This window comes from Pseudoalteromonas sp. AOP7-A1-14 (assembly GCF_052376275.1).
Taxonomy (GTDB): domain Bacteria; phylum Pseudomonadota; class Gammaproteobacteria; order Enterobacterales; family Alteromonadaceae; genus Pseudoalteromonas.
On sequence record NZ_JBQSVO010000016.1, the window covers coordinates 13,458 to 36,296 of the forward strand.

At 39.8% G+C, this 22,839-nt stretch carries 19 protein-coding genes and 1 pseudogene; 11 read left to right on the forward strand and 9 right to left on the reverse strand.

Annotated elements, in window-relative coordinates; genetic code table 11:
• Positions 1–34: 34 nt before the first annotated feature.
• Positions 35–1,372, reverse strand: a complete 1,338-nt coding sequence (locus ACT3RM_RS04675; protein ID WP_441834168.1) for an ankyrin repeat domain-containing protein — start codon at positions 1,370–1,372, stop codon at positions 35–37.
• A 245-nt stretch (positions 1,373–1,617) separates the two neighbouring features.
• On the opposite strand from ACT3RM_RS04675, the gene ACT3RM_RS04680 reads away from it, so the two are divergent.
• From ACT3RM_RS04680 to ACT3RM_RS04690, 3 genes are all read left to right on the forward strand, one after another.
• Positions 1,618–1,791, forward strand: coding sequence for a DUF2897 family protein (locus tag ACT3RM_RS04680; protein WP_441834169.1), 174 nt, complete (start codon positions 1,618–1,620; stop codon positions 1,789–1,791).
• A 562-nt stretch (positions 1,792–2,353) separates the two neighbouring features.
• The gene (locus ACT3RM_RS04685; RefSeq protein WP_441834170.1) at positions 2,354–3,241 is read left to right on the forward strand and encodes a LysR substrate-binding domain-containing protein; all 888 of its coding nucleotides are present in this window, start codon (positions 2,354–2,356) and stop codon (positions 3,239–3,241) included.
• A 51-nt stretch (positions 3,242–3,292) separates the two neighbouring features.
• Positions 3,293–4,057 carry a YdcF family protein gene (locus ACT3RM_RS04690; RefSeq protein ID WP_441834171.1) on the forward strand — a complete coding sequence of 255 codons (765 nt, stop codon included), beginning with the start codon at positions 3,293–3,295 and terminating at the stop codon, positions 4,055–4,057.
• A 22-nt stretch (positions 4,058–4,079) separates the two neighbouring features.
• Here ACT3RM_RS04690 and ACT3RM_RS04695 read toward each other — a convergent pair whose 3' ends face one another.
• Positions 4,080–4,832, reverse strand: a complete 753-nt coding sequence (locus ACT3RM_RS04695; protein ID WP_441834172.1) for a Nif3-like dinuclear metal center hexameric protein — start codon at positions 4,830–4,832, stop codon at positions 4,080–4,082.
• Positions 4,833–4,983: 151 nt separating this feature from the next.
• Between ACT3RM_RS04695 and ACT3RM_RS04700 the strand changes: the two genes are divergently transcribed.
• Positions 4,984–5,349: a hypothetical protein gene (locus ACT3RM_RS04700; RefSeq protein WP_441994573.1), complete on the forward strand. Its 366-nt coding sequence runs from the start codon at positions 4,984–4,986 to the stop codon at positions 5,347–5,349.
• 109 nt (positions 5,350–5,458) lie between these two features.
• On the opposite strand, the gene ACT3RM_RS04705 is transcribed toward ACT3RM_RS04700, so the two are convergent.
• The 5 genes from ACT3RM_RS04705 to ACT3RM_RS04725 all read right to left on the reverse strand — a co-directional run bounded on the left by ACT3RM_RS04705 (position 5,459) and on the right by ACT3RM_RS04725 (position 13,603).
• The gene (locus ACT3RM_RS04705) at positions 5,459–8,656 is read right to left on the reverse strand and encodes an amidohydrolase family protein (protein WP_441994574.1); all 3,198 of its coding nucleotides are present in this window, start codon (positions 8,654–8,656) and stop codon (positions 5,459–5,461) included.
• A gap of 109 nt (positions 8,657–8,765) precedes the next feature.
• Positions 8,766–9,590, reverse strand: a complete 825-nt coding sequence (locus ACT3RM_RS04710; protein WP_441994575.1) for a M90 family metallopeptidase — start codon at positions 9,588–9,590, stop codon at positions 8,766–8,768.
• A gap of 262 nt (positions 9,591–9,852) precedes the next feature.
• Positions 9,853–10,497, reverse strand: a complete 645-nt coding sequence (locus ACT3RM_RS04715; RefSeq protein ID WP_441994576.1) for a CatA-like O-acetyltransferase — start codon at positions 10,495–10,497, stop codon at positions 9,853–9,855.
• A 100-nt stretch (positions 10,498–10,597) separates the two neighbouring features.
• The gene (locus ACT3RM_RS04720) at positions 10,598–11,638 is read right to left on the reverse strand and encodes a Leu/Phe/Val dehydrogenase (RefSeq protein WP_441994577.1); all 1,041 of its coding nucleotides are present in this window, start codon (positions 11,636–11,638) and stop codon (positions 10,598–10,600) included.
• Positions 11,639–12,076: 438 nt separating this feature from the next.
• Positions 12,077–13,603, reverse strand: a complete 1,527-nt coding sequence (locus ACT3RM_RS04725) for a fumarate hydratase (protein WP_441994578.1) — start codon at positions 13,601–13,603, stop codon at positions 12,077–12,079.
• 164 nt (positions 13,604–13,767) lie between these two features.
• Between ACT3RM_RS04725 and pabB the strand changes: the two genes are divergently transcribed.
• The 3 genes from pabB to ACT3RM_RS04740 all read left to right on the forward strand — a co-directional run bounded on the left by pabB (position 13,768) and on the right by ACT3RM_RS04740 (position 17,175).
• The gene (gene pabB, locus ACT3RM_RS04730) at positions 13,768–15,111 is read left to right on the forward strand and encodes an aminodeoxychorismate synthase component I (protein ID WP_441994579.1); all 1,344 of its coding nucleotides are present in this window, start codon (positions 13,768–13,770) and stop codon (positions 15,109–15,111) included.
• 4 nt (positions 15,112–15,115) lie between these two features.
• On the forward strand, positions 15,116–15,700 hold the full coding sequence (locus ACT3RM_RS04735) for an NUDIX hydrolase (RefSeq protein WP_441994580.1): 585 nt from the start codon (positions 15,116–15,118) through the stop codon (positions 15,698–15,700).
• A 98-nt stretch (positions 15,701–15,798) separates the two neighbouring features.
• A complete protein-coding gene (locus ACT3RM_RS04740; RefSeq protein ID WP_441994581.1) occupies positions 15,799–17,175 on the forward strand; it encodes an L-serine ammonia-lyase in 1,377 nt (458 codons plus the stop codon).
• A gap of 88 nt (positions 17,176–17,263) precedes the next feature.
• Here the strand turns inward: ACT3RM_RS04740 and cysB are convergent, their stop codons facing one another.
• Complete coding sequence (gene cysB, locus ACT3RM_RS04745) at positions 17,264–18,241, reverse strand: HTH-type transcriptional regulator CysB (RefSeq protein ID WP_441994582.1); 978 nt, start codon at positions 18,239–18,241, stop codon at positions 17,264–17,266.
• A 387-nt stretch (positions 18,242–18,628) separates the two neighbouring features.
• Here cysB and ACT3RM_RS04750 point away from each other — a divergent pair.
• A pseudogene (locus tag ACT3RM_RS04750) lies at positions 18,629–19,207 on the forward strand (hypothetical protein).
• A gap of 350 nt (positions 19,208–19,557) precedes the next feature.
• Here ACT3RM_RS04750 and ACT3RM_RS04755 read toward each other — a convergent pair.
• A complete protein-coding gene (locus ACT3RM_RS04755) occupies positions 19,558–20,850 on the reverse strand; it encodes an NCS2 family permease (RefSeq protein WP_441994583.1) in 1,293 nt (430 codons plus the stop codon).
• A 685-nt stretch (positions 20,851–21,535) separates the two neighbouring features.
• On the opposite strand from ACT3RM_RS04755, the gene ACT3RM_RS04760 reads away from it, so the two are divergent.
• The 3 genes from ACT3RM_RS04760 (at position 21,536) to ACT3RM_RS04770 (ending at position 22,833) form a co-directional block, all read left to right on the forward strand.
• Positions 21,536–21,970 carry a SulA-like leucine-rich domain-containing protein gene (locus ACT3RM_RS04760; protein ID WP_441994584.1) on the forward strand — a complete coding sequence of 145 codons (435 nt, stop codon included), beginning with the start codon at positions 21,536–21,538 and terminating at the stop codon, positions 21,968–21,970.
• 37 nt (positions 21,971–22,007) lie between these two features.
• The gene (locus ACT3RM_RS04765) at positions 22,008–22,487 is read left to right on the forward strand and encodes a YchJ family protein (RefSeq protein WP_441994585.1); all 480 of its coding nucleotides are present in this window, start codon (positions 22,008–22,010) and stop codon (positions 22,485–22,487) included.
• Positions 22,488–22,590: 103 nt separating this feature from the next.
• Positions 22,591–22,833, forward strand: coding sequence for a hypothetical protein (locus ACT3RM_RS04770; protein ID WP_441994586.1), 243 nt, complete (start codon positions 22,591–22,593; stop codon positions 22,831–22,833).
• Positions 22,834–22,839: the final 6 nt, after the last annotated feature.

Here is a 22,839-nt window from a genome sequence, read left to right on the forward strand (position 1 = left end):
GAATGCTATTTACGATGTGTTCATAAATATTCAGCTAAACAAGTTCACTCAAGGTCGCAAGCGCAACAATGCTCGCTAAACCTAACTGCCCTACTAAGCTCACAAATGAAAAAAAGCGCAATACGAATAGCCCAGCTGGGTGCTTTAAATGTGGATATAAGGCGCAGCGTTTTAAACTCATAGCAAAGAAAAAACACACCACCGAGAGCATTGTTAAGCCCAATGTCAACTCGCTTTTTATAGCAAAATCGTCATCAAAAAAGAAGAACAACTGTAACGGTAACAATATAGTGACGATGGCATGTAAGGCATGCACTTTTTTAATACGAGCAAACTGCCCATCTGGAGATAATTCTTTTATACCAAAATCACGCTCTAAGCATTTAACTAGCTGCGTTGCTTTAATATTCACCGCAAGGCGATAGCAACTGAGCCCATCGTTATTGCGCACTCTAAAATCGTAACCCGCTTTAAGTAGCAGTACCATCAAGGGTTCATTTTTAGCGATAACCGCATAATGTAGTGCGGTGTTACCCAGCTGGTCTTTTTGCTTTTTATTTTGCTTATCTAGTAATGTTTGTACTAAATCAACAAAGCCATTTTCTGCGGCCCACATAAAAGCTGTTTTCTCGTTTTCATCTGTTAAGGTACCCGTAGCACCTTGTTCAATAAAACGCATAGCCATAGTTTGCTTGGCATTAGAACCACTCAAGTGAGCTAACAACGCTTGTTCTAAAAGCACCACAGAGTCGACATCAGGCGACACTTGCCTTAATAAGGTAAAGTAATCTTCACCACCAGCTACTTTTTGTGCTGCCAGTTCGCTAAGCTCTGTGATATCAGCAACAGAATCAGGAATAAATAAACTTAAACGCTCTCTAAAATCAACTTCTTTCCAAAGCGACAAGATATCTTCTGCACTAACTTTACTGCCAGAACTAAGTGCATACTCGATAATCGTAAAATAACGCTTGTTAAATAGCTGAGAAATTAACGAAATAGGCGTATCAATCTCAGCTTGCGCACTAATGCTAGCGTATTTTTCTAAGCGTTGGCAAAGCATTAGCACTAGGCTTTCAGGGGTATATTCATTAGCATAAAAGTGTTCTTTTGCCGCTGCAATATAATGCTGAGCAGATTCGTCATACTCGCCAATATGCTGAAAATAACATTCTTCAAAAGGTTCAAGCGGGGTAAGCCAAGTAAGATAATATAAAGGCGGTAATACAGTTGTGCAAACTCCATCATCTTCTTGGGTTGAGCGACAAGCAGGCCACGCTTCTAAGGCGTCCAAGATAAAGGCACCGTTTTGCTCTATTAGCCCTTTTAGCAATAACGGGTATTCTTTTGGCCAAATCAGTACATTTTCCATTAAAGCAACACAACTCCAGTGTATATTGACAGGTGTTTGGATTAGCAGGCAGTTATAGCAAACACAAACTGACACTGCGCTTAACATTGAGATTCTACCACACCCTTCACTCCACGCTAGCGCAAAGTAGGTGATTTTTATAGAAAATGATAAATAACATCAGTTGCTCATAAAGCCACTTTGTTGTAGGTTTACAGAGCAACTTTAATCACTTTATTTAGTCACCTAACTTTAAGGCTATCGATATGCAAGCATGGCACATAGTTGTAATTTTTATCATCGTATTTGCCGTCGTCATTGGCAATATCATGTTACTGAAAAAAACAGCTAATATGGAGTTTAAAAAAACATCCACAGATAAAGCTGACCACGATGATGATAATAACGACGAGTCACCACAAAAAAACCTTAAACCTTAACTTTTCACCAAGGCTTTGCATCACAGGGAATGCCTGCTGAACTTTAGATCTTTGGCTATTTACTTAGCTTTTTAAACAACTCTTTGGCGGCTCTACCCATATTATCAAGTTCTTCACGCGCTTCACAATGACGGGCTTTTAGGGCGCAAGCTGAGTTAACCCTATTGGGGCGCGGCTCCGGCCAGTTCTAAATAAATCTAAGTTCACGCTTTTTACCTACACGACACGCTTTTTTCCTACACGAGGAGATCCTAAGCTATGTAATTGTGCCCTACTACCAACTCCGCTTAGGTATTTCGAAGGCTAAAACACTGCATTCGCGTGTTCTGTGTTACAAATATTCGCCCTTCAGATTCAACTTGAGGTATTTTCATGAACATTCATTTTTAAAACATAAAAAATAAAATAATAACGCTGTAAAACTGAGCCATACTGTTAACTTGTAAAGTTTAGGTAAAATAAATACGAATTTTAGCCATCTAGACGTTGAAGCATCTTATTAAACAACGTAATATGTTCAAACTTTGAGTTTAACTCGCTTTTCTTATGAGATTTTTTAAAGATGATTGATATAAAACACCTAAAGACTATTTCTACCCTTAAAGAGACAGGCTCTTTAGTAAATACTGCCCGGGGACTATTTTTAACTCAATCGGCTTTATCTCATCAAATTAAAGATTTAGAAAATAAGCTCGACTGCCAATTATTTGAGCGAAAAACCCAACCGGTGCGCTTTACACCCCAAGGGATGTTGCTGCTTGAACTGGCAAATGAAATACTGCCGCGCGTAGAAGCAACTAAATGCCGATTAAAAGAAAGCCTGAATCAGCCAATTTCACAACTGCGTTTAAGTGTTGAATGTCATGCTTGTTTTCATTGGTTATTGCCAACAATTAAAGAATTTAATAATTTTTGGCCTGATATAAAAGTTGACTATGAGCGCGGCTTTAGCTACGACGCTATTCCAGACTTATTAAATGATGAACTTGATTTAGTATTAACTTCTGATATTCGTGAACCTGACAAACTCGAATATGCTCACCTATTTGACTTTAAGCTTAAGCTTATTGTCGCACCCGACCACGAGCTGGCTAAAAAAGCCTATGTCACCGCGCTTGATCTAAAAAACGAAACAATTATCTCGTATCCTATTCCTCGTGAACGCCAAGATATATTTAAGCACTTTATTCAAAATGCACGCTTTGACGGCACGCTAAAAAATGTTGACCAAGGTTTGTTGATATTTCAATTAGTCAGCGCCGGAATGGGTGTTGCAGCATTACCTGACTGGTTAGTCACACCTTATGAAAGCCAAGGCTTAATAAAGTCAATTCCGCTTGGTGCGCTTGGTTTAACCCGTCCAATGTATTTAGCTATGAAAAAAAATATGAAAGATAACCCCGTTTATCGTCACTTTTTAAATACCTGCAAGCTAAATAACGGTCGATAAAATCCATTTTTCGCAGTAGCATAGTGAAAACTTTTTATATGTGTTTCTGCTATGTTTGAACTTAAAAAAATAATAGGTGCGCTAATAATGCCACTGCCGCTAGTTGGCGTTTTGACCCTGGTTTTCTTAATTATGGCGCTCAGAGGCAGTAAACTTGCAGGTACGCTAGGCTTATTAAGTATTACTAGTTTGCTAGCCCTATGCACACCCTTTGTAGGGCAATTTATTGTCGCGCCACAAAACCAAGTAGCACTGCATTTTGAGGTAAAAAAACATAAATCGGTCGATAAAATAGTGGTACTTGGCTGTGATATAATACCAAATTCCATCCTTGCGGCTAACAGCCAACTTGGTAACTGTGCCAAAAGCCGCTTAATTGAAGGGCTGCGGCTAGCTTATTATTACCCTAAAGCCCAATTAATTGTATCCGGTGGTGGTTACGGTAATGTCACAAACAGCAATTTAATGCGTCAAACCGCTATTAGTTTAGGGGTTAACGCAAAGCGTATAAAGCAAAACCCAGCCGCAATGGATACCGCCGATGAAGCTAAATTCTTAGCCCCTACATTAGTTGATTTTGATGTTGCATTAGTTACCTCAGCGAGTCACATGCCAAGAGCTAGCGATTTATTTTACACACAAGGCGTCAACGTGATACCCGCAGCCACTGACTTTCATGACTTTAGTCAGTGGCCAGGCCATAAGCAGTTTATACCGAATGCTGATGTGTTATTGGCTGTGACCCGCCATTGGCATGAAGTTATCGGTAGTGCTTGGATTGCAGTGCGCCGCTGGGTTACCCCAGAGGCACTGTAACTGCATGTGTATTAAAGAGTACTTAAACAGGGTTATCTATATCAATAAAAGTAACATCAAAGCCATGCTCTAGTGCTAATAACTCTCCAAGAGCTTTAACGCCATAACGCTCAGTTGCGTGATGCCCTGCGGCAAAAAAATCGATGTCCTGCTCTCGAGAGCTATGAATAGTTTGCTCTGAAGCTTCACCAGTTAAATATGCATCTACACCTTGGCTTGCTGCTAAATCGATATAACCTTGGCCACCGCCAGTACACAAAGCAATGGTTTCAATTGGTTCATTTCGCACTAAACTAGTTAATGGTTCACGTCTTAACACTTGTGTAATTTTTGCTGCAAATTGCTCACCACTCATCGCCTGCTTTAACCGCCCTTTAACCGCAACGCTATTATTTACAGGCTCCAACCCTGTTTCAAGCTCAATATCAAGCAGCTTTGCCAGCTGTGCATTATTACCAATTTCAGGATGAACATCCAACGGCAAGTGATAAGCAAATAAATTTATATCATTAGCGAGTAATGCTGATATTCGGCGTTTCTTCATGCCGGTAATTGGCTGTGGCTCGCCTTTCCAAAAATAACCATGATGAACTAAAATGGTATCAGCGCCTTGCTCAATAGCGGCATCGATAAGTGCTTGGCTTGCAGTAACGCCTGTGACAATTTTTTTGATTTTCATGCGCCCTTCAACTTGTAAGCCATTTGGGCAAAAGTCTTTTATCGAATCTGGCTGTAAAATTGTGTTTAATAATTGATGAAATTTTTTACGCTGCATTTCTTACCCCACATTAGTATTAGATTTGTGCAAATTTTGGCGTTTATGAAGCTAAAATGAAAGGAAAATCGCAAAAAATTGAAAAGTAAGATAAAAATAGGTATAAATACCTATTAATAATCTGTGTTTACAACGTATAGGGTCTCCACTGATGAGCAAGCTAGATAAAACAGAAGTGTTAAACGCCTTTGAAGCCGCTTATGAAGCAGCCAATGGTAAAAAACCTGATATCACCACAAAATCAGGTTGGTACAGCATCGATGGCGGAAAAAACTTGCGCCTTGCCGATATCGCTGAACTAACTGAAGAACTGTCTTCAGGAAAAAGTGCAGGTAAAAAGCCTGCCGCTAAAAAAGCGCCGGTAAAAAAAGCTAAAACAAACACTCCCGTGCCTGCTAAAAAAGCCTCATTTACTGTTGTTAAAAGCAACGATGACGGCTATATCGCTGAAGAGCTATGGATAGTAGCGCTTGCTGAAAAAGATCACGATTGTCGCCTACCGCGTGGTGTTGTGTGATTTAAAGTAATACATTTTATAGTAAAAACCGCTTTTAAGCGGTTTTTTATGTCTAGACTTTCGTAGATAGCTATAAAAAAGCGACAATTAAGTCGCTTTAACTGTACTTTTAACGCTGATAATTACTTTTTTCAAAGTACATTTTTTCGCGTTGTTTTTTGCCTACTTCATTCATCGTGGCGGCATTGAATAATCGACCGTTGATCATAGTGTAATCAACTTTGTCTGTAGCACGGATATTGATCAGTGGGTTGCCATCAATCACTATCAAATCGGCAAGCTTACCGACTTCAAGCGAGCCTATATTTTTATCAAGGCCAATATATTTAGCTGGATCAAGCGTCGCTGCTCGAATAGCTTCAAGTGGCGTCATACCGCCTTGTGCAAACATCCAAATCTCCCAGTGAGCTGCTAAGCCTTCGCGTTGACCATGAGCCCCTAAGTTTACTAATACACCTAAATCTTGCAGCTCTTTTGCTACGCGGGCGTTATTAAAGTGATTGTAGTGATGATCTGGCGCTTTTACTCGGCGCATTGAACGTGGTAGTAATTGGTTTTTTGGTACAAATTTACTCAACCTTGGATGATTCCAAACATCGGTTTTATCGTACCAGTAGTTTTCACCCCAAATACCTCCATAAGCAACACCTAAAGTTGGCGTATAACCGACATCACTTTGTGACCAAAGCTGTTTAATGTCGTCATAAATATTAGCAACTGGAATTGAATGCTCAATACCGGTATGACCATCCACAACCATCGTTAAGTTATGTTGTAATAACGAGCCACCTTCTGGCACCACCATCATTTCAAGCTCGCGGCCAGCTTCAATTACTTGTTGGCGCTGCTCACGACGCGGTTGGTTATATGATTTAACACTAAACGCTCCTACTTTCTTTAAGCGCTCAAGATGAAATTTCGCATCATCCAATGAATCAATATGCGAGGTATAGCCCGGCATATTAGCGCCATACAAAATAGTGCCGGTGGAAAATATACGTGGGCCAACAATATCCCCCGCTTTTTGCATTTCACTGGCTACAAAAATTTCAGTGGTATCATTTGAAGGGTCGTGAATTGTGGTCACACCAAGAGACAAGCCGGCAAAGTTTTTCCAGTTTTGCTGTGGGATAATTTCATCGCTACCTTGTGAGCCATGTGCGTGGGCGTCGACAATACCAGGCATAATAGTTTTACCCGATACATCAATCACTTCTGCCCCTTTAGGAATGCTCACGTCAGCAGCACTGCCAACGGCTTTAATATGTTTACCATCAGTGAGTAGCACGCCATCTTCAATAACTTGCTCACCCTGCATGGTGATTATACGTGCGCCCGTTAAGGCAATCATACCTTTAGGTTCAGCCATTTTAGTACTAAAACCAATGCTTTCGCCGCTTTTCACTTTAAAGTCGGCGTCATCGGCTTGTTGAATATTAAATACACCGTCTAAGTTAGCATGATAAAGCTCAGGGCCAAGCGTCCAATACAACTTATCGCTAGTCGCACTCCAGCTAATGTTCTCACCGGCGCGAACAGATAGTTGTTCAATTGGAAACTGGCTGTCTTTTGGGCCTATATTAATAGTTTTACCGCTTGCAACTAAAGGAGTAACAAATACCTTAAAACGCTCTGCAAACGCTAAGTATTTGCCATCTGGAGAGACTCTAAACTCAGTAGCGTGCTCAGATTCATAAAGTTTAGTTATTTTTTTAGACTCAAGTTCAACCGCACTTAATGTCGGTTTAGGCCACGGACTCATCACAAATATGCGTTCGTTATTAGCGCCGAACTGCGGTTGATAACCACTTTTAATAATAAGCTCAGATTTGCCTCCTTTTGCGCTAACACCATAAATACCCGGATGTAACGACCAATCTGGATTTAAAATACTGCCACCTGACGCTTTACGATAAACTACGGTTTTACCATCAGGGCTAAAAGTAGGCTCTACATATTTACCCGGTTCTTCGGTAATCGTATCGCCGCGGCCACTGTGCGCTGACACAACACGCACTGCACCTTGTTCGTTGTCATCCCAAGTTACATAAACGATTTTTTTACCATCGCGTGAAAACTGTGGAAATAGCTCAAAATGTTCATCTTGTTTAGTTAAACGTTTTATTTTTCCTGATTCTAAATCACGTTTATAAATATGCCCAAGCGCTTCAAAAATGGCCGTATCTCCATCAGGAGATACTTGCACGTTACGGAGCATTTTTACGTCAAATTCATCGCTGTCGATATTTTGTGTAAAGCGTACTGCTTTTTGAATTTTTTTACTGGTTTGTACTTCAAATGGCACTGTGCCAACATCGCCATTTGTAACGTCAAGTTTATGGATAGTACCACCAGCCCAAAATACCAGCTCTTGGTTATCTGGCGTCCACGCAATAGTTGGGTAAACACCATGAATAGCCCATGTTTCTTGCATATCTCGCTCAAGTTTATCGTAAAGTTTGGTATGCTTTCCTGAGGTTAAATCATATAAATATAAGCTTGTTTGGAAATCATCACGCTTAATATACGCCAGCTTTTTACCATCTGGTGAAGGGGTTGGCCGAATTGCGCCACCCATGCCGTCAATAATGGTTTCTATTTCACCCGTTTCACGGTCATAGCGTTTAATTTTATAAATACCGGCTACAGAATCTTTTGAGTAATGAAAGGTTTTACCCGGTGTTGCATCATGCGAAAAATAAACATACCGGCCACCAGGTGAGAACATTGGCTCGCCTAAATCTTTTTGGTCGTCCGCGCGCTTGGTTAACTGTACACCTTTACCACCGGCTTTATGATAAAGCCATACTTCACCGGCACCGAGTGAACGCGTTGCAGTAAAATGCTTACGGGCAACAATATAATCACCATCTGGACTCCACGCGGGGCTATTTAATAATCGGAAGGTTTCATCAGTGACAGCTGTTTGGTTTTCGCCGTTAATATCCATCAGCCAAATGTTATCGCCCCCCCCTTGATCAGAGGTAAACGCAATATGTTTACCATCAGGGCTAAAACGTGGCTGCATTTGCCATGCAATATCAGTGGTTAATAGCGTAGCTTTTCCGCCACTTGCCGGCATTGTGTAAATATCACCGAGTAAATCAAACACAATCGTGTTGCCATCTGGGCTGACATCGACATTCATCCAAGTGCCTTGTGAGACACTAATATTAGCATCAACAAATTGACCTTGTGGTGCATTAACTTGCCATTTTTTATCTTCGCTCGATTCCTGAGCTTGAATTTGCCCTGTAAAGGCAAATGACACAGATACCGCTAACGCAGTTCGGAGCATTGTTTTCATGGTATTCTCGCTTGTTATTACTTATTGTTATTACTTATCCTAATATTGATTGCAACAAAAAGCACAGCAAGATTCCAGTATTACGTGTTAAATACCCCGGTTTAAACGATTAATGCCATTTTATAGGGTCAAATTGATAATAGTTAACCAACAAGCGATATATTTGTGGGTCATATTGGCGCAGTTCACTGGGTTTTTCTAAAAAAGTTTCAGTGAGTACCGCAAAAAACTCAGCCTCGTTAGTCGCACCATAACTATGAATTACATGGGGCATATTATAAGCGACATGACTTTTTAGTTGAGTAAATGCATGACTAAATACCCTTCCCCACTCCTTATAGTCTGCTGAACTGGTTAATAATGGAGTGCCCGTGGTTTTACCTGTTTCTTGGTCAAGCTGATGGGCAAATTCATGAAAGACTAAGTTATGGCCGTCACTTGGCAAGCGGTTACCTTCAAGTACATCATGCCAGCTAAGTACCAAAGTACCACCGGGCCAAGATTCACCTTGTCGCACAGTATTATGATAACTCACAAGCCCAGCACCATCACGAGAGGTTTGAGCTGCATAATAAGCACTCGGATATAGCAAGATTTCTTTTACATTTTGATAAAGTGGCCATGGCTTATTAAGCACCAAAACACAGGCATCTGCTGCAACAATTAATTTCATTGCGTCATTAAGTACTAATCCATCACAACCAACAAAACATTTTTCATGCAAAAACCAAACAATATGACGCTCAAGTTTTTGCCGCTCTGCATCAGTCATTTTTTGGTAAATAGGCATAGAACGTAACAATATTGTTTTTTGGTTTTCATTTAAAAGCGTTGCTTGATACTTTTTTTGCCATAACTGGTTTTGAATACTCGGCCAACGCCAATAAATAACTACAAACGCAAGCAATGTGAGAATTAATAACCCATTTATCATGGTACGACCTAATTAATTATAATAACTAGTTAATATGTCCGAAATGGATAAATTTCAATCTATTTAAGAATAAAACCGTTTTTGAAAGGAAATAAGCTTCACGTAAACAAAACCCATCATTGGTGGCCTGCTGTTGTGAGATGAGCTAGAACAAGTAGTCTAGCTTTCTGTAAAGTCGTCGTTTAATAATAGCTTTAAGTTCGCCGACATTAGAAAAACCAAGCAAAATATAATATCTAAAAAAAACAACCTTGCCATCAATTTAGCAGGAATCATTGCAAAAAAGTGTCATCTGCTTGTTTAGTGCAGCAATAAACTGTGCAACATGTAAACCATCCATTAGAGCATGGTGAACATCAATCGACATAGGTATTTCACCGGTTTGATCGTCGTACTGGCCAAATACTATTTTTGGAATAGCAAGGCTTGAACCGTGAGTTACAGCATGTGAAAAGCTGGTAAAATTAAGCCACGGTAATACTGAGATATGAACTAAATCTGGTTGGCCTTCTGTCGCCTCAAATGCATCACAAAAAAGGGCTTGTTCTTTGGCATCGCGACTGGCTTTTTTAGCATGATTTATAAAGTCTTGGGCGTTGTCGCAAGTATTAAAGTAACTGAACCGAAAGGTATCATCATCAGCAAGTTCAACAACACTAGCTCTTATTGTATCGAGCTGCCAAGGTGAGTTGTTTACTATTCGTTGTCGCATCGGTGCATATGCATTGCACGCAAGCAATGTCGTATAAATATACCCGTGAAAAAAAGAATACTGCTGCGATTTACAATAATTATACAGCTCCCTAATTGGCAACTTAATACAAACATTAAAATAAGGCTGGCTAAAGTCTTTAAAAAGCGCAAAATGCTGGCTGCGTGGCCAATTTGCTAAATCGATGGGTGTCATTTTTAGCTTAAATAGGGGTAAATGCGAATTGTAACGTGGTTTTTTAACCAAATAAAGTAAGAGCGTGAAAGTTCACGCTCTTACTAATTTATAGTATAACTTACAAACCGTTGGTAATGATCTCTTGAGCAAGTTCATCAGCAATAATATGCGTCGATTTTTGCTCTTTTTCACTACGAGCAAAAATTTCAGTTAAAGTGTTATAAATCCCTTCGACATGTTTATTTGAAGCCGCTTCGCTGTAACCTTCTGGCGCAGTTTCGTAATACACATTAATAATACCACCGGCGTTAATTACGTAATCAGGGGCATATAAAATACCTTTTTCACGAATAATTTCACCGTGGCGCGATTCTGCTAACTGATTATTTGCACAACCCGCAATAATCGTTGCTTTAATACGTGGAATAGTTTCATCGTTAATCGTTGCACCTAATGCACACGGTGCATATACGTCAACATCAAGGTCATATATCTCGTCAATACTTACTGCTGTTGCAGTAAAGTCGTTAACAACGCGGTCAATAGCAACTTGATTAATGTCGGTTACAAACAGTGTTGCCCCTGCCTCATGTAAATGCTTACATAAACCATAGGCCACAGCGCCTAAACCTTGCACTGCTACTTTAATACCCGTTAGATCCTGATGACCACGTTGATGTTGTAACGCTGCTTTAACACCTAAAAACGTACCGTAAGCTGTAAACGGTGATGGATTACCGCTTTTACCCTCAAGACCTAATACATAATTAGTTTCTTTGTTCATTAAGGCAACATCAGCACAGTTGATATTTACATCTTCTGCTGAGTAGTAACTGCCACCTAAACGTTCAAGCTGGCGACCAAAGGCACGAAATAGCTGCTCTGATTTAATTTCTTTTGCATTACCGATAATCACTGACTTACCACCACCAAATGGTAAACGCGCAACGGCATTTTTATAAGTCATGCCTTTAGATAAACGCAGTGCATCGACAACTGCATCATCATCGCTTGCGTAATCCCACATTCTACATCCACCAACAGCAGGACCTAAATTAGTGTTATGGACGGCAATAATTGCGCGTAAGCCAGATTCTTTATCTGCACAAAAAACCACTTGTTCGTGGTTATCAAAGTCAACTCGATTAAACACAGCCACTTTATATACTCCGAAATTTGTAACCCATGAAAGGGTGTGAGCACTGAAATTGCCGAGACTTTACCACTTCAAATTAGTGCTTACTAGTATATGAGATGATAAAACTAAACATACTTTTCAAACTGAAATAAACAATCAAAAAACAAGAAAATAAAGAATAAATAAATCACATTAAAACAAAATTAAAGATTTATTATTCAATTTAATTTCAGTGTTTCAACATTTACTTTACGTGACCGTAAACGGCAACCATAGCGTAAACAAAAAAGGACACTCAGAACATAGCTAAGAATACTAAAAATATAGAAGATATAAAAAGGTAACAGCTAGGCCGCCGTGTAGGCTAGGCGTTTGTGGAGGAATCCTTAAAGCACAAAAAAGCGGCATTCTCAGGCTTGAGTATGCCGCTTTTATACTTATCTTTTCAGATGCTACATTTTACTGAAGCTTACCGTCAAGCTCTTCAATTTTAGCTTTCCAAATTGCAGGACCTTGAGTGTGGGCATTCGCGCCTTCACTATCTACAGCAACAGTAACTGGCATATCTTCAACTTCAAACTCGTAAATAGCTTCCATACCTAAGTCTTCAAAGGCAACTACACGGGCCTTTTTAATCGCTTTAGATACTAAATAAGCAGCGCCACCAACAGCCATTAAATACACTGATTTGTTGTTTTTAATAGACTCAACCGTTGCAGGGCCACGCTCAGCTTTACCAATCATGCCAATAATGCCGGTCTTTTCTAACATCATATCAGTGAATTTATCCATACGTGTTGCCGTGGTTGGACCCGCAGGGCCTACCGCTTCGTCGCGTACTGCATCAACGGGACCTACGTAATAAATAAATTTATTATCAAAGTCAACACCGTCAGGTAAGCCTTCACCTGAGTTAATCATATCTTGTAAGCGCTTATGAGCTGCATCTCGGCCAGTTAAAATCGTGCCTGAAAGCAACACTGTCTCGCCCATCTTCCACTCATGCGTGTCTTCTTTGGTTAGCGTATTTAAATCAACACGGCGCGTACCTTCACCCACTTCAAAAGTCACTTCCGGCCAATCTTCAAGTTTTGGTGCTTTTAAATCAGCAGGGCCTGAGCCATCTAAGGTAAAGTGTACGTGGCGTGTAGCTGCACAATTTGGGATCATAACTACAGGTTTTGAAGCAGCATGAGTAGGTGCTGTTTTGATTTTAATATCAACAACCGTTGTTAAACCGCCTAAACCTTGCGCTCCAATCCCCAGTTTATTGGCGCGTTCAAATATATCTAAACGCATTTTTTCTTCGGTTGTTTCTGCGCCGCGTTCCATTAACTCATGAATATCAACCGGATCCATGAGTGACTCTTTAGCAAGTACCGCTGCTTTTTCAGCTGTACCACCAATACCTATACCTAGCATGCCCGGCGGACACCAGCCTGCGCCCATAGTTGGCAATGTTTTTTCAACCCACTCTGCCACATCATCAGATGGGTTTAGCATCACCATTTTAGATTTATTTTCAGAGCCGCCGCCTTTTGCAGCCACCATAACCTCTACTTCATCACCCGCCACTAAATCAATATGCACAACAGAAGGCGTATTATCTTTGGTATTTTTACGTGTGCCAGCAGGGTCTTCAACAATAGAAGCGCGCAGTGGGTTATCAGGATTTAAATAAGCGCGGCGCGTCCCTTCATCAACCATTTGTTGCACAGTAAGATCTGTTTTATCCCACTTAACATCCATACCTACTTTTACAAAGCAGGTAATAATACCGGTATCTTGGCACAATGGACGCTTACCTTCAGCCGACATACGCGAGTTAATTAAAATTTGTGCAATAGCGTCTTTAGCCGCTTTACTTTGTTCTTTGTTGTAAGCTTTTTCTAGTGCTTGAACAAAATCAAGGGGGTGATAAAACGAAATATATTGTAAAGCATCTTCAATGCTATCAATAAAGTCTTGCTGAAGAATTGTACTCATTGGGGTTCCTTAAATTACCGTTACGTAACAATGCACGTAATTAAGATCAAACCGGTGACGGTGGTTTGCACAGCGTATTAACTATTACTAAACGCTGCCAAAAAAATTTAACTTATGATAACCTCCCAGCCCGTTTCGAGCCAGTTATTCAGAGTAAAAAGTAGATGATTAATGATGAAAAAACCTGCACTCAATTAAACATAACGCAAAATTGTCTTGAGGTTTTTGCTCATTTTGCAGATCAACCTTATGCAGTGCTACTTGACTCTGCCAACAGCGAACATGTAAATAGTCGTTTTGATATTATTGCAATCAGCCCTAAAAACACTCTTGAAGTAATTGATAATAAATGTTTTTTTGATGAAGTACCAAGCACAGATAATTGCTTTGATATAATAAAGCACACACTGACAACACTCGATAATAGTAAAGCCCCATTTGATTTACCCTTTAACGGTGGTTGGCTCGGTTTTTTTGGTTATGACTTAGGCCGAGTAATTGAGAAAATCCCCGAACAGGCTTGCAACGATATTTCCATGCCGCAAATGACTATTGGTTTATATTTAGATGCACTTATTTATGATAAACAACAAAACAACTGGTTTTATGTCGCCCAGCCTAACGTTAATCGTCTCGCAATGTATCTTGAGCCACTTAAGCAACCCGCTTTATCAGCACACTTTGCGCTAACCAGTAACTGGCAATCAAATATGAGCCGCCAGCAATATGGCGAAAAATTCGAAAAAATTCAAGCTTATTTAAAAAGTGGCGACTGTTATCAAATTAATTTGGCGCAGCGTTTTAGTGCAAGTTTTGAAGGCTCACCATGGCAAACTTATTGCCGTTTGCGTACTGCTAACAAAGCCCCTTTTTCAAGCTATATTAATCATCCGCAAGGGGCTATTTTATCAATCTCGCCAGAGCGCTTTATTGCCATTAACAATGGCAATATCGAAACCAAACCAATTAAAGGCACTTTGCCACGCTGCGAAAATAAAAACCAAGATACTGAGCAAGCAATACGCTTACAAACATCAACTAAAGATCGTGCTGAGAATGTTATGATTGTTGATTTACTGCGAAATGACTTAGGTAAAGTAGCAAAGCCTGGCAGTGTGCAAGTCCCCTCACTCTTTGCTATTGAAAGCTTTCCCGCGGTGCATCATTTAGTCAGTACAGTGACCGCAGTGTTAGCTGATGATAAAACCCCCGTTGATCAACTTAACGCAGCCTTCCCTGGTGGCTCGATCACTGGCGCGCCAAAAATCCGCGCGATGGAGATTATTGAAGAGTTAGAACCTCACCGCCGCAGCGTATATTGTGGGTCAATCGGTTATTTGAGTGCCTGCGGGAATATGGATACTAGCATTACTATTCGTACCTTAGTGTGTCATCAAGGACAGATTTACTGCTGGGCCGGTGGCGGTATAGTGGCTGATTCAGAGGTCGGTTTGGAATACCAAGAAACTTACGATAAAGTAAATAAAATACTCCCTTTATTAAAGTAATAACGTGAATACTCAGCAGCTTTTAGCGCGTTTTCAACTTAGTGCACCTGTACAACAGCACGATTTAAGAAGTACAAAATTAAGTGCATCAAAACGCGCTAGTGCCGTGATATTACCGCTAATAGATATAGATAATCACGCTCATATTTTATTGTGTAAACGCCCCGCTCATTTAAAGTACCACCCTTCAGAGATATGCTTACCCGGGGGTAAACATGAGCGCAGTGATAAAACGTTGCGCGATACTGCATTACGTGAACTCAAAGAAGAGCTTAATATAGCAAGTGTTGATGTGACTATTCACGGTAAACTTGCTAATTATTCAACCCTCACAGGCTTCACCATTACCCCTTATGTAGGCTTATTAGCTGCAAATACACATTGGCAAGCGGACCAAAATGAAGTCGCGGCAAGCTTTTTACTACCCATCAGTGCCCTTATTAATGTAAACAATTGGCAACCCTTGCTCTTTACCTACCAAGGGAGAACCATTACTTTACAAGGATTTTCAACACATTACGGGCTACTATGGGGAGCAACTGCAAACATTATAAAAAACTTTACAAAACAGCTCTTATTGCCAGTATAAATCTCTACTACAACAGGTTACACAATTAGTATTCCACGTTATCATATGCGCCCGTTCAAGGTAGCAGTAAGCTAATTAGTAGAGTTGAGTATAAAAATATGATCAGTGCATTTGATATGTTTAGTATTGGCATTGGCCCATCATCGTCACATACGGTTGGCCCGATGCGCGCGTCTCGTTTATTTGTTAATGACTTAGAAGAAAAAAACTTATTAACTAATGTCACAGACGTAAAAGTAGAACTGTACGGCTCACTTGGGCAAACCGGTATTGGTCACGGCTCAGGAAAAGCGGTTATTTTAGGTCTTGCAGGTTACGAGCCTGAAACCATTGATGCTGATTTAGTTGATGACATTTTAAATAAGATTGAACAAGAACAAATTATTTATCTAAATCAAACCCATAAAACTAAGTTCCCAAAGCAAGGTGGGATTGTTTTTCATCGTCGTAAAACCTTGCCTAAGCACTCTAATGCGATGGAAATTACCGCTAGTAATAATGGCGATAAAGTATATAGCCAAGTGTATTACTCGATTGGTGGTGGTTTTATCGTCACTGATGAAGAGTTTGAAAAAGAAAAGCAATCTGCATTAGATATCCGGGAAGAAAACCCCGCGCCATATCCGTTCAATAGCGCAAAAGAGCTACTTGAACAATGTAAAGAAACCGGTTTTAGTGTATCTACCTTAATGATGCATAACGAAAAAACACTGCGCAACGAAAAAGATATTAAAGACGAGCTATTTAATATCTGGCAAGTAATGAAAGCGTGTATTGAACGCGGCATGCGCACCGAAGGTATTTTACCTGGTGGCTTAAAAGTAAAACGCCGCGCACCCAGCTTACATTTAAAACTTAATATAGAAGTAAGCAATGACCCGCTTCGTGCTATGGATTGGGTGGATTTATTCGCCCTTGCGGTAAATGAAGAAAATGCAGCAGGTGGCCGTGTAGTAACTGCCCCCACCAACGGCGCGGCGGGTATTTTACCTGCGGTATTAATGTATTATCACACATTTATCAAAGAGGTAGACCGCGATATTGCAACACGCTACTTGCTTACCGCTGCAACTATTGGCATTTTATATAAAAAGAATGCTTCTATCTCGGGTGCGGAAGTGGGCTGCCAGGGTGAAGTAGGCGTTGCTTGCTCAATGGCTGCCGGCGCGCTAACTGAAATAGTCGGTGGTAATGTTGTTCATGTTGAAAACGCAGCTGAAATCGGTATGGAACATAACTTGGGTCTTACTTGCGACCCTGTAGGCGGGCTTGTTCAAGTACCCTGTATTGAACGTAATGCTATGGGTGCTATTAAAGCAATTAATGCTTCACGCCTTGCCATACGTGGCAGTGGCGAGCAAAAAGTATCGCTCGATAAAGTTATTAAAACTATGCTTGATACCGGTAATGACATGAAAACCAAATACAAAGAAACCGCTCGCGGTGGCTTAGCAGTTAATATTATCGAGTGTTAGATTAAAGCTTAAATGTAAACTATTAAAAAAGCCGCAATTGCGGCTTTTTTGTTTTTTGCTTTGATACAAATAATAACTTTATTAGTAATTACTTTACCGGTAGTTCAATATCTGCAAACAATTTATCTACGTCTTCTTGATTACGTAATAGGCTTGCGCGCTCTACTCTTTCTTTGGTTAGATGCGGTGCAAAACGCTCAATAAAGTCATACATATAACTACGTAAGAAACTACCTTTTCTAAAGCCAATTTTAGTCGTACTGGCTTCAAATAAATGGCTGGCATCAATACAGACTAAATCAGTATCAGAGACTTGATCTATCGCCATTGATGCCACAACCCCAACACCTAAACCTAAACGTACATACGTTTTAATCACATCGGCATCAGTGGCAGTAAATACAATATGTGGCTCAAGGCCTTGTGCGTTAAAAGCTTTATCAAGCTCTGAACGCCCAGTAAAACCAAATACATAAGTAATAAGTGAATACTTAGCAATATCGGCAACAGTTAGATTATCCGCCTTTTTAGCTAACGGATGATCTTTAGCAACCACAATGCTGCGATTCCAATGATAACAAGGCAACATCACCAAATCAGAATATAAATGCAGCGCTTCAGTGGCTATGGCAAAGTCTGCATCGCCTCGGGCTGCCGCATCAGAAATTTGCTGCGGCGTACCTTGATGCATGTGCAATGACACTGCCGGGTATTTCTTCATGAATCCTTGAATAACATTAGGTAATGCATAGCGAGCTTGAGTATGGGTAGTAGCAATGTTTAATTTACCTTGATCAGGTAAGGTATGCTCATTAGCCACCGCTTTAATACCTTCTACTTTAGAAAGAATTTCGCGAGAGATATTAATAATCTCACTACCCGCACTGGTAACATGGGTGAGGTGCTTACCGCTGCGACCAAATATTTGTACACCCAACTCATCTTCCAACATACGCACTTGTTTAGAAATACCGGGTTGCGAGGTAAATAAACTTTCAGCAGTAGCTGAAACATTCAATTTATGATTTTGAACTTCGACGATGTATCTGAGTTGTTGTAATTTCATGGCTGCATTTTAAATTTTATTATTCAGTTTATTTATAAATGCTGCGCACTATTAAGCCAAGTGTTATTTGTCTAAAAAACAAATTAAGCAAAAAGAGGAGCATATTTATAACTTCAATTGCTTTAGGCTAGCATATTACAAGGTATTGAGGTAGCCATCTTTTTTAGCAAATTAGTCTTATTTTTGGGCATTTAAAGCTATAACTACTGCAAACTGTACTAATAAATCATGAATAATTGCTCATTATGAGCACAAATCCACGCAAAACTACCCCGCTGGTAATTATTTATGTCAGATTTATACCACTAACTTGTGATGCTTAAGGCCTAAACCATGATCGTTTCTATCATTATGTTGGCTGTTGCAGTTATCGTTATTGCCCTATGAGTGAGTACAATACAACAACATAAAGAGAAACAAGAAGCCTGGCGCCGTAAAGAATTAACAAAACAAAAATCATCGAAGAATCTGAAGACGTGCTACTTAATAATGCGAATATTCCCATGTCAGAAGATACGCTTAGAATAGTTCAACGCCGTATATTCGATGCACTGAACGCCTTGGTTCAACTTTCATCAACTTCAAAAGAACTTAAAAACCGTTTCAACTATGCAAAAGAACGCTTAACCGCACCTGTTTAGGGAAATAATAAAGAAACGCTGACACTTCCAGATAACGATAAACAACTTGTAAGTCTTGTTCAGGGGATAAAAAAACTACGCGCAGTGCTTCGCTCGGAGCATGGTAAAGATAAAGTCGACAGCCAGACAGTATTTTGAAAAAGCTTATGCCGCAGTTAGCGCAGCGCCCTACTCTGATGAGTATATTGTTGCAAAGCGCACCGAATTTGAAGGTTATTTAGAAGCAATTAGTACTGAACTAAAAACCTCTAAAGCAACGGCATTAAAGAAAAAAACAGAACAAGACAACTTAGCTATTTTATTTGCACCAAAGAAAAAGTGGTAAACACTTTTTCTTTTATGTTTTGTCTAATTTCTAAACTACGCTAGGGCCTGTTGATCTTTGCGGATTAAAATTCGTTCAAACTAGGGGCGGTTTAATCGCGGCGCGAGGTTTGTAACCTAGTGGGCTAAGTAAAAACCGAGCAAAGCTCCCGCGTCCTGCTCACGCCCCTTACCTACATCCATGTAGGCAACAAAGAGTTAATCGCCCCTAGGCAGAACCCTTTGGACAGCGCCTGTTTGGCATTAATACTGCGTTACCGCCTATTTATGGGGAATAACACCACATAGGCGCTGCCTTGCCTAAATACCAAACAGACTGCTGCAAATTTAACCTTGAAAGGTCAACAGGCCCTAATCTAAAAACGCAAACTTTAATATAAATAATGCCGTTAGTATCCAAACACTAATGGTTATTTCTTCACGCTTACCACACACTAATTTAACGGCTGTATAAGCAATAAAACCCAGCGCAATCCCATGCGCAATTGAAAATGTAAGTGGTGTCATTAAAAGTACCACACTGACAGGAATAGCATCAGTCATATCATCCCAATTAACCAACTTTAAGTTTTGCATCATTAACACTGCAACATACAAAATTGCTCCAGCAGTTGCATAAGCAGGGATCATTTGAGCAAGTGGCGCGAAAAACATCATCAGTAAAAAGCACATACCCACTACCACCGCAGTAAGGCCTGTTCTACCGCCAACAGATACACCTGCAACCGACTCAATGTAAGAAGTAGTAGTAGAAGTACCTAACATTGCCCCTGCGATAGTCGCAGAGCTGTCAGCACTTAAGACACGGCCCAAGCGTGGCATATTGCCTTTTTCATCAGCAATACCTGCTTTTTGTGTTACAGCAACTAATGTGCCCGAGGTATCAAATAAATCCACAAACAAAAAAGCAAAAATAACGCTTAACATTGACAGTTCAAACGCCGCTGAGAAATCGAGTTGCATAAAGGTCGGCATTATCGAAGGCGGCATTGATATAACTCCATGGTACTCGACAAGTCCCATTGATAGGGCAATACCGGTCACTAATAAAATACTAATCAATACACCACTTTTCATATCACGATAAAGTAACGCTGTAATAATAAAAAAGCTCAAAATAGCCAGTAACGGACCCGCTGAAGTAATATCGCCTAATTGTACTAACGTGGCAGGACTTGCTATGATTATTCCGGCTTTTTTTAATGCAATTAACGCTAAAAAAGCACCAATCCCTGTGGCAATGGCTCGTTTAAGCACTAAAGGAATCGCATTGATGATCCACTCTCTGACTTTAAATAAACTTAGGCATAAGAAGATACAGCCTGACATAAATACAGCACCTAACGCAGCTTGCCATTCGTAACCCATGCTAAATACAACACCGTAGGTAAAAAATGCGTTTAAGCCCATCCCAGGTGCTAGTGCTAATGGATAATTGGCCCATAAGCCCATAATAAAACAGCCAATCGCCGCTGCAATACAGGTAGCAACAAACGCAGCACCTTGATCCATTCCTGCTTCAGCTAGCATTGCAGGATTAACAAAAACAATATAAACCATCGTAATGAAGGTAGTTAGTCCAGCAATAGTTTCACGTTTTACTGAGGTGTTATTAGCGCGGATTTTAAAGAGAGCGTCGAGCATTGTCGTATACTTAAGAAGTTAATAAATAGTTAATTAATTTTACCATAAAATTTATTAAGCTATAGGACAATTTGCTTCTGAATGACTAAATTACTTAACTGAATTAAATTATAAAAGTGACTCATGACAGATCAAACACCTGTAAGCTTTGACCTAGAACAACAATTAGATAACGTACTGTCTTATATTACCTAACCCCTATGTGATAAAAAGCGCCTAATGAAGACACCTTAATTAAAGCGCTTTATTTTAAAAAATAAACAAGATCCGTTAGCCTCTAAATCGATGCACTTAAGCGCTATGAAAGGAAACCAATAAGCGCAATTTTATTTAGGGTTATTTTTTATTAAAGTAAGGTGTACCAAAAAGTGTTTTTCATGCGCTGCATGGTTACGCTTGCTAGTAGCTAAGAATATAAGCCGGCAAATACCGCCCTTGATGAATTAAGAAAATATATATCTACCCGCCCGCTTCACTGATGCACAAAGCTACGCAGCCAGCTTGTATGAACAAATACATCAATTGCAGTTTTCTTATTTAATTTCTCGGCCGCCTAGCTCTGATAACACATCAAATGATAGTTAACTGAACAATCGTTTAAAAAAATAGCAAAATAAACCTTGCACACCAACACTGTATGAACTACTGTATACAAATACTGTATAAACAACCAGTGAGCAAAATTATGTTACAGCCTATTACCGTAAGAACAGTTAAAAGCTATCAACAAGATAACCAAAGTTCATCTGTCAACTTAATTCAGATAGAAGATGAGATCTCTGCAACCTTTGAATTACTGAAAGTTTTACACCATTATAATAATCAAAGCGCTTGGACATTACTGATTGCACCTGATCATGTTCCTAGTAAAGCATTACTCGACTCATGCTCAATTGATACCAGCAAACTACTAGTTATACGTCAAAAGCACTTAGTCAATTTAGAGTATGTTTTAAACTCAGCATTACATAATGGTAACTTTGCCGCCGTAATAACATGGACAGGTATAATCAAAGATAAGCAAATTACTGACTTATCACTAAACCTAGAACAAGCCAGTGCCAAGCTTTATTGCTTTACTAAAGCAGCGCAAACACCTGAGATAGCATTTGCGCAATAAGCTGGTAAAATACGCTTTTTATTAAAAAGTTATTTTTATGATCCAACCCACTAACAGCGCGTGTCTATGCGGTAGTTTACAAAACTATAAAGACTGCTGCGAGCCTCTGCACTCAGGAAAAAGTTCAGCACTAACGCCTGAGCAATTAATGCGCTCTCGTTATGCTGCCTACGCGCTTAAAAATGCCACCTACATTCACCAAACTTATGCACAAGAAAAGCAATCCCAAAACCCAATAAAAGAAATTGCTGACTTTGCTAATAGCTGCCGCTTTAGCGAACTTAAAATAATTGCCAGCTCAAGTGAGGAACATACCGGTATTGTTGAATTTTGCGTTAGTTACTTTTATCAAAATTTATATTGCCAACTACATGAGAAATCGTCATTTATTAAAGAAGATGGGAATTGGCGCTATCTAGATGGCGAAATTTACCCAATAGCTGATATAAAAGTCGGGCGTAATGATGAATGCCCCTGCTTAAGTAGAAAAAAATATAAAAAGTGCCATAGTGTTTAAGAAAGTTAAAATCTACTTTTTGTAACTAAGCTGTGATCATGCCCTAATATTTAATTTCCGCTATATACTCTGGCTACATCACTTAAATAATTAAGGAAGGATTATGTCGGTCATGACGATGGTGGTATTAATTGTATTAATCTCTGTAGGTTCGGGGGTTATTTACGATATGTATAAAAAGCACCTAGAATTTAAAAGGCGCACATTCCTTGATAATAAAGAATCAAACGGGAAAATTGCCGCGATGGCGGCTGAAATACTAGCACTTAAAGAACGTGTACAGACTCTAGAAGCTATTGTCACTGACTCAAGCTATAAAGTTAAACAGGATATTAATAATTTATAACCGTCT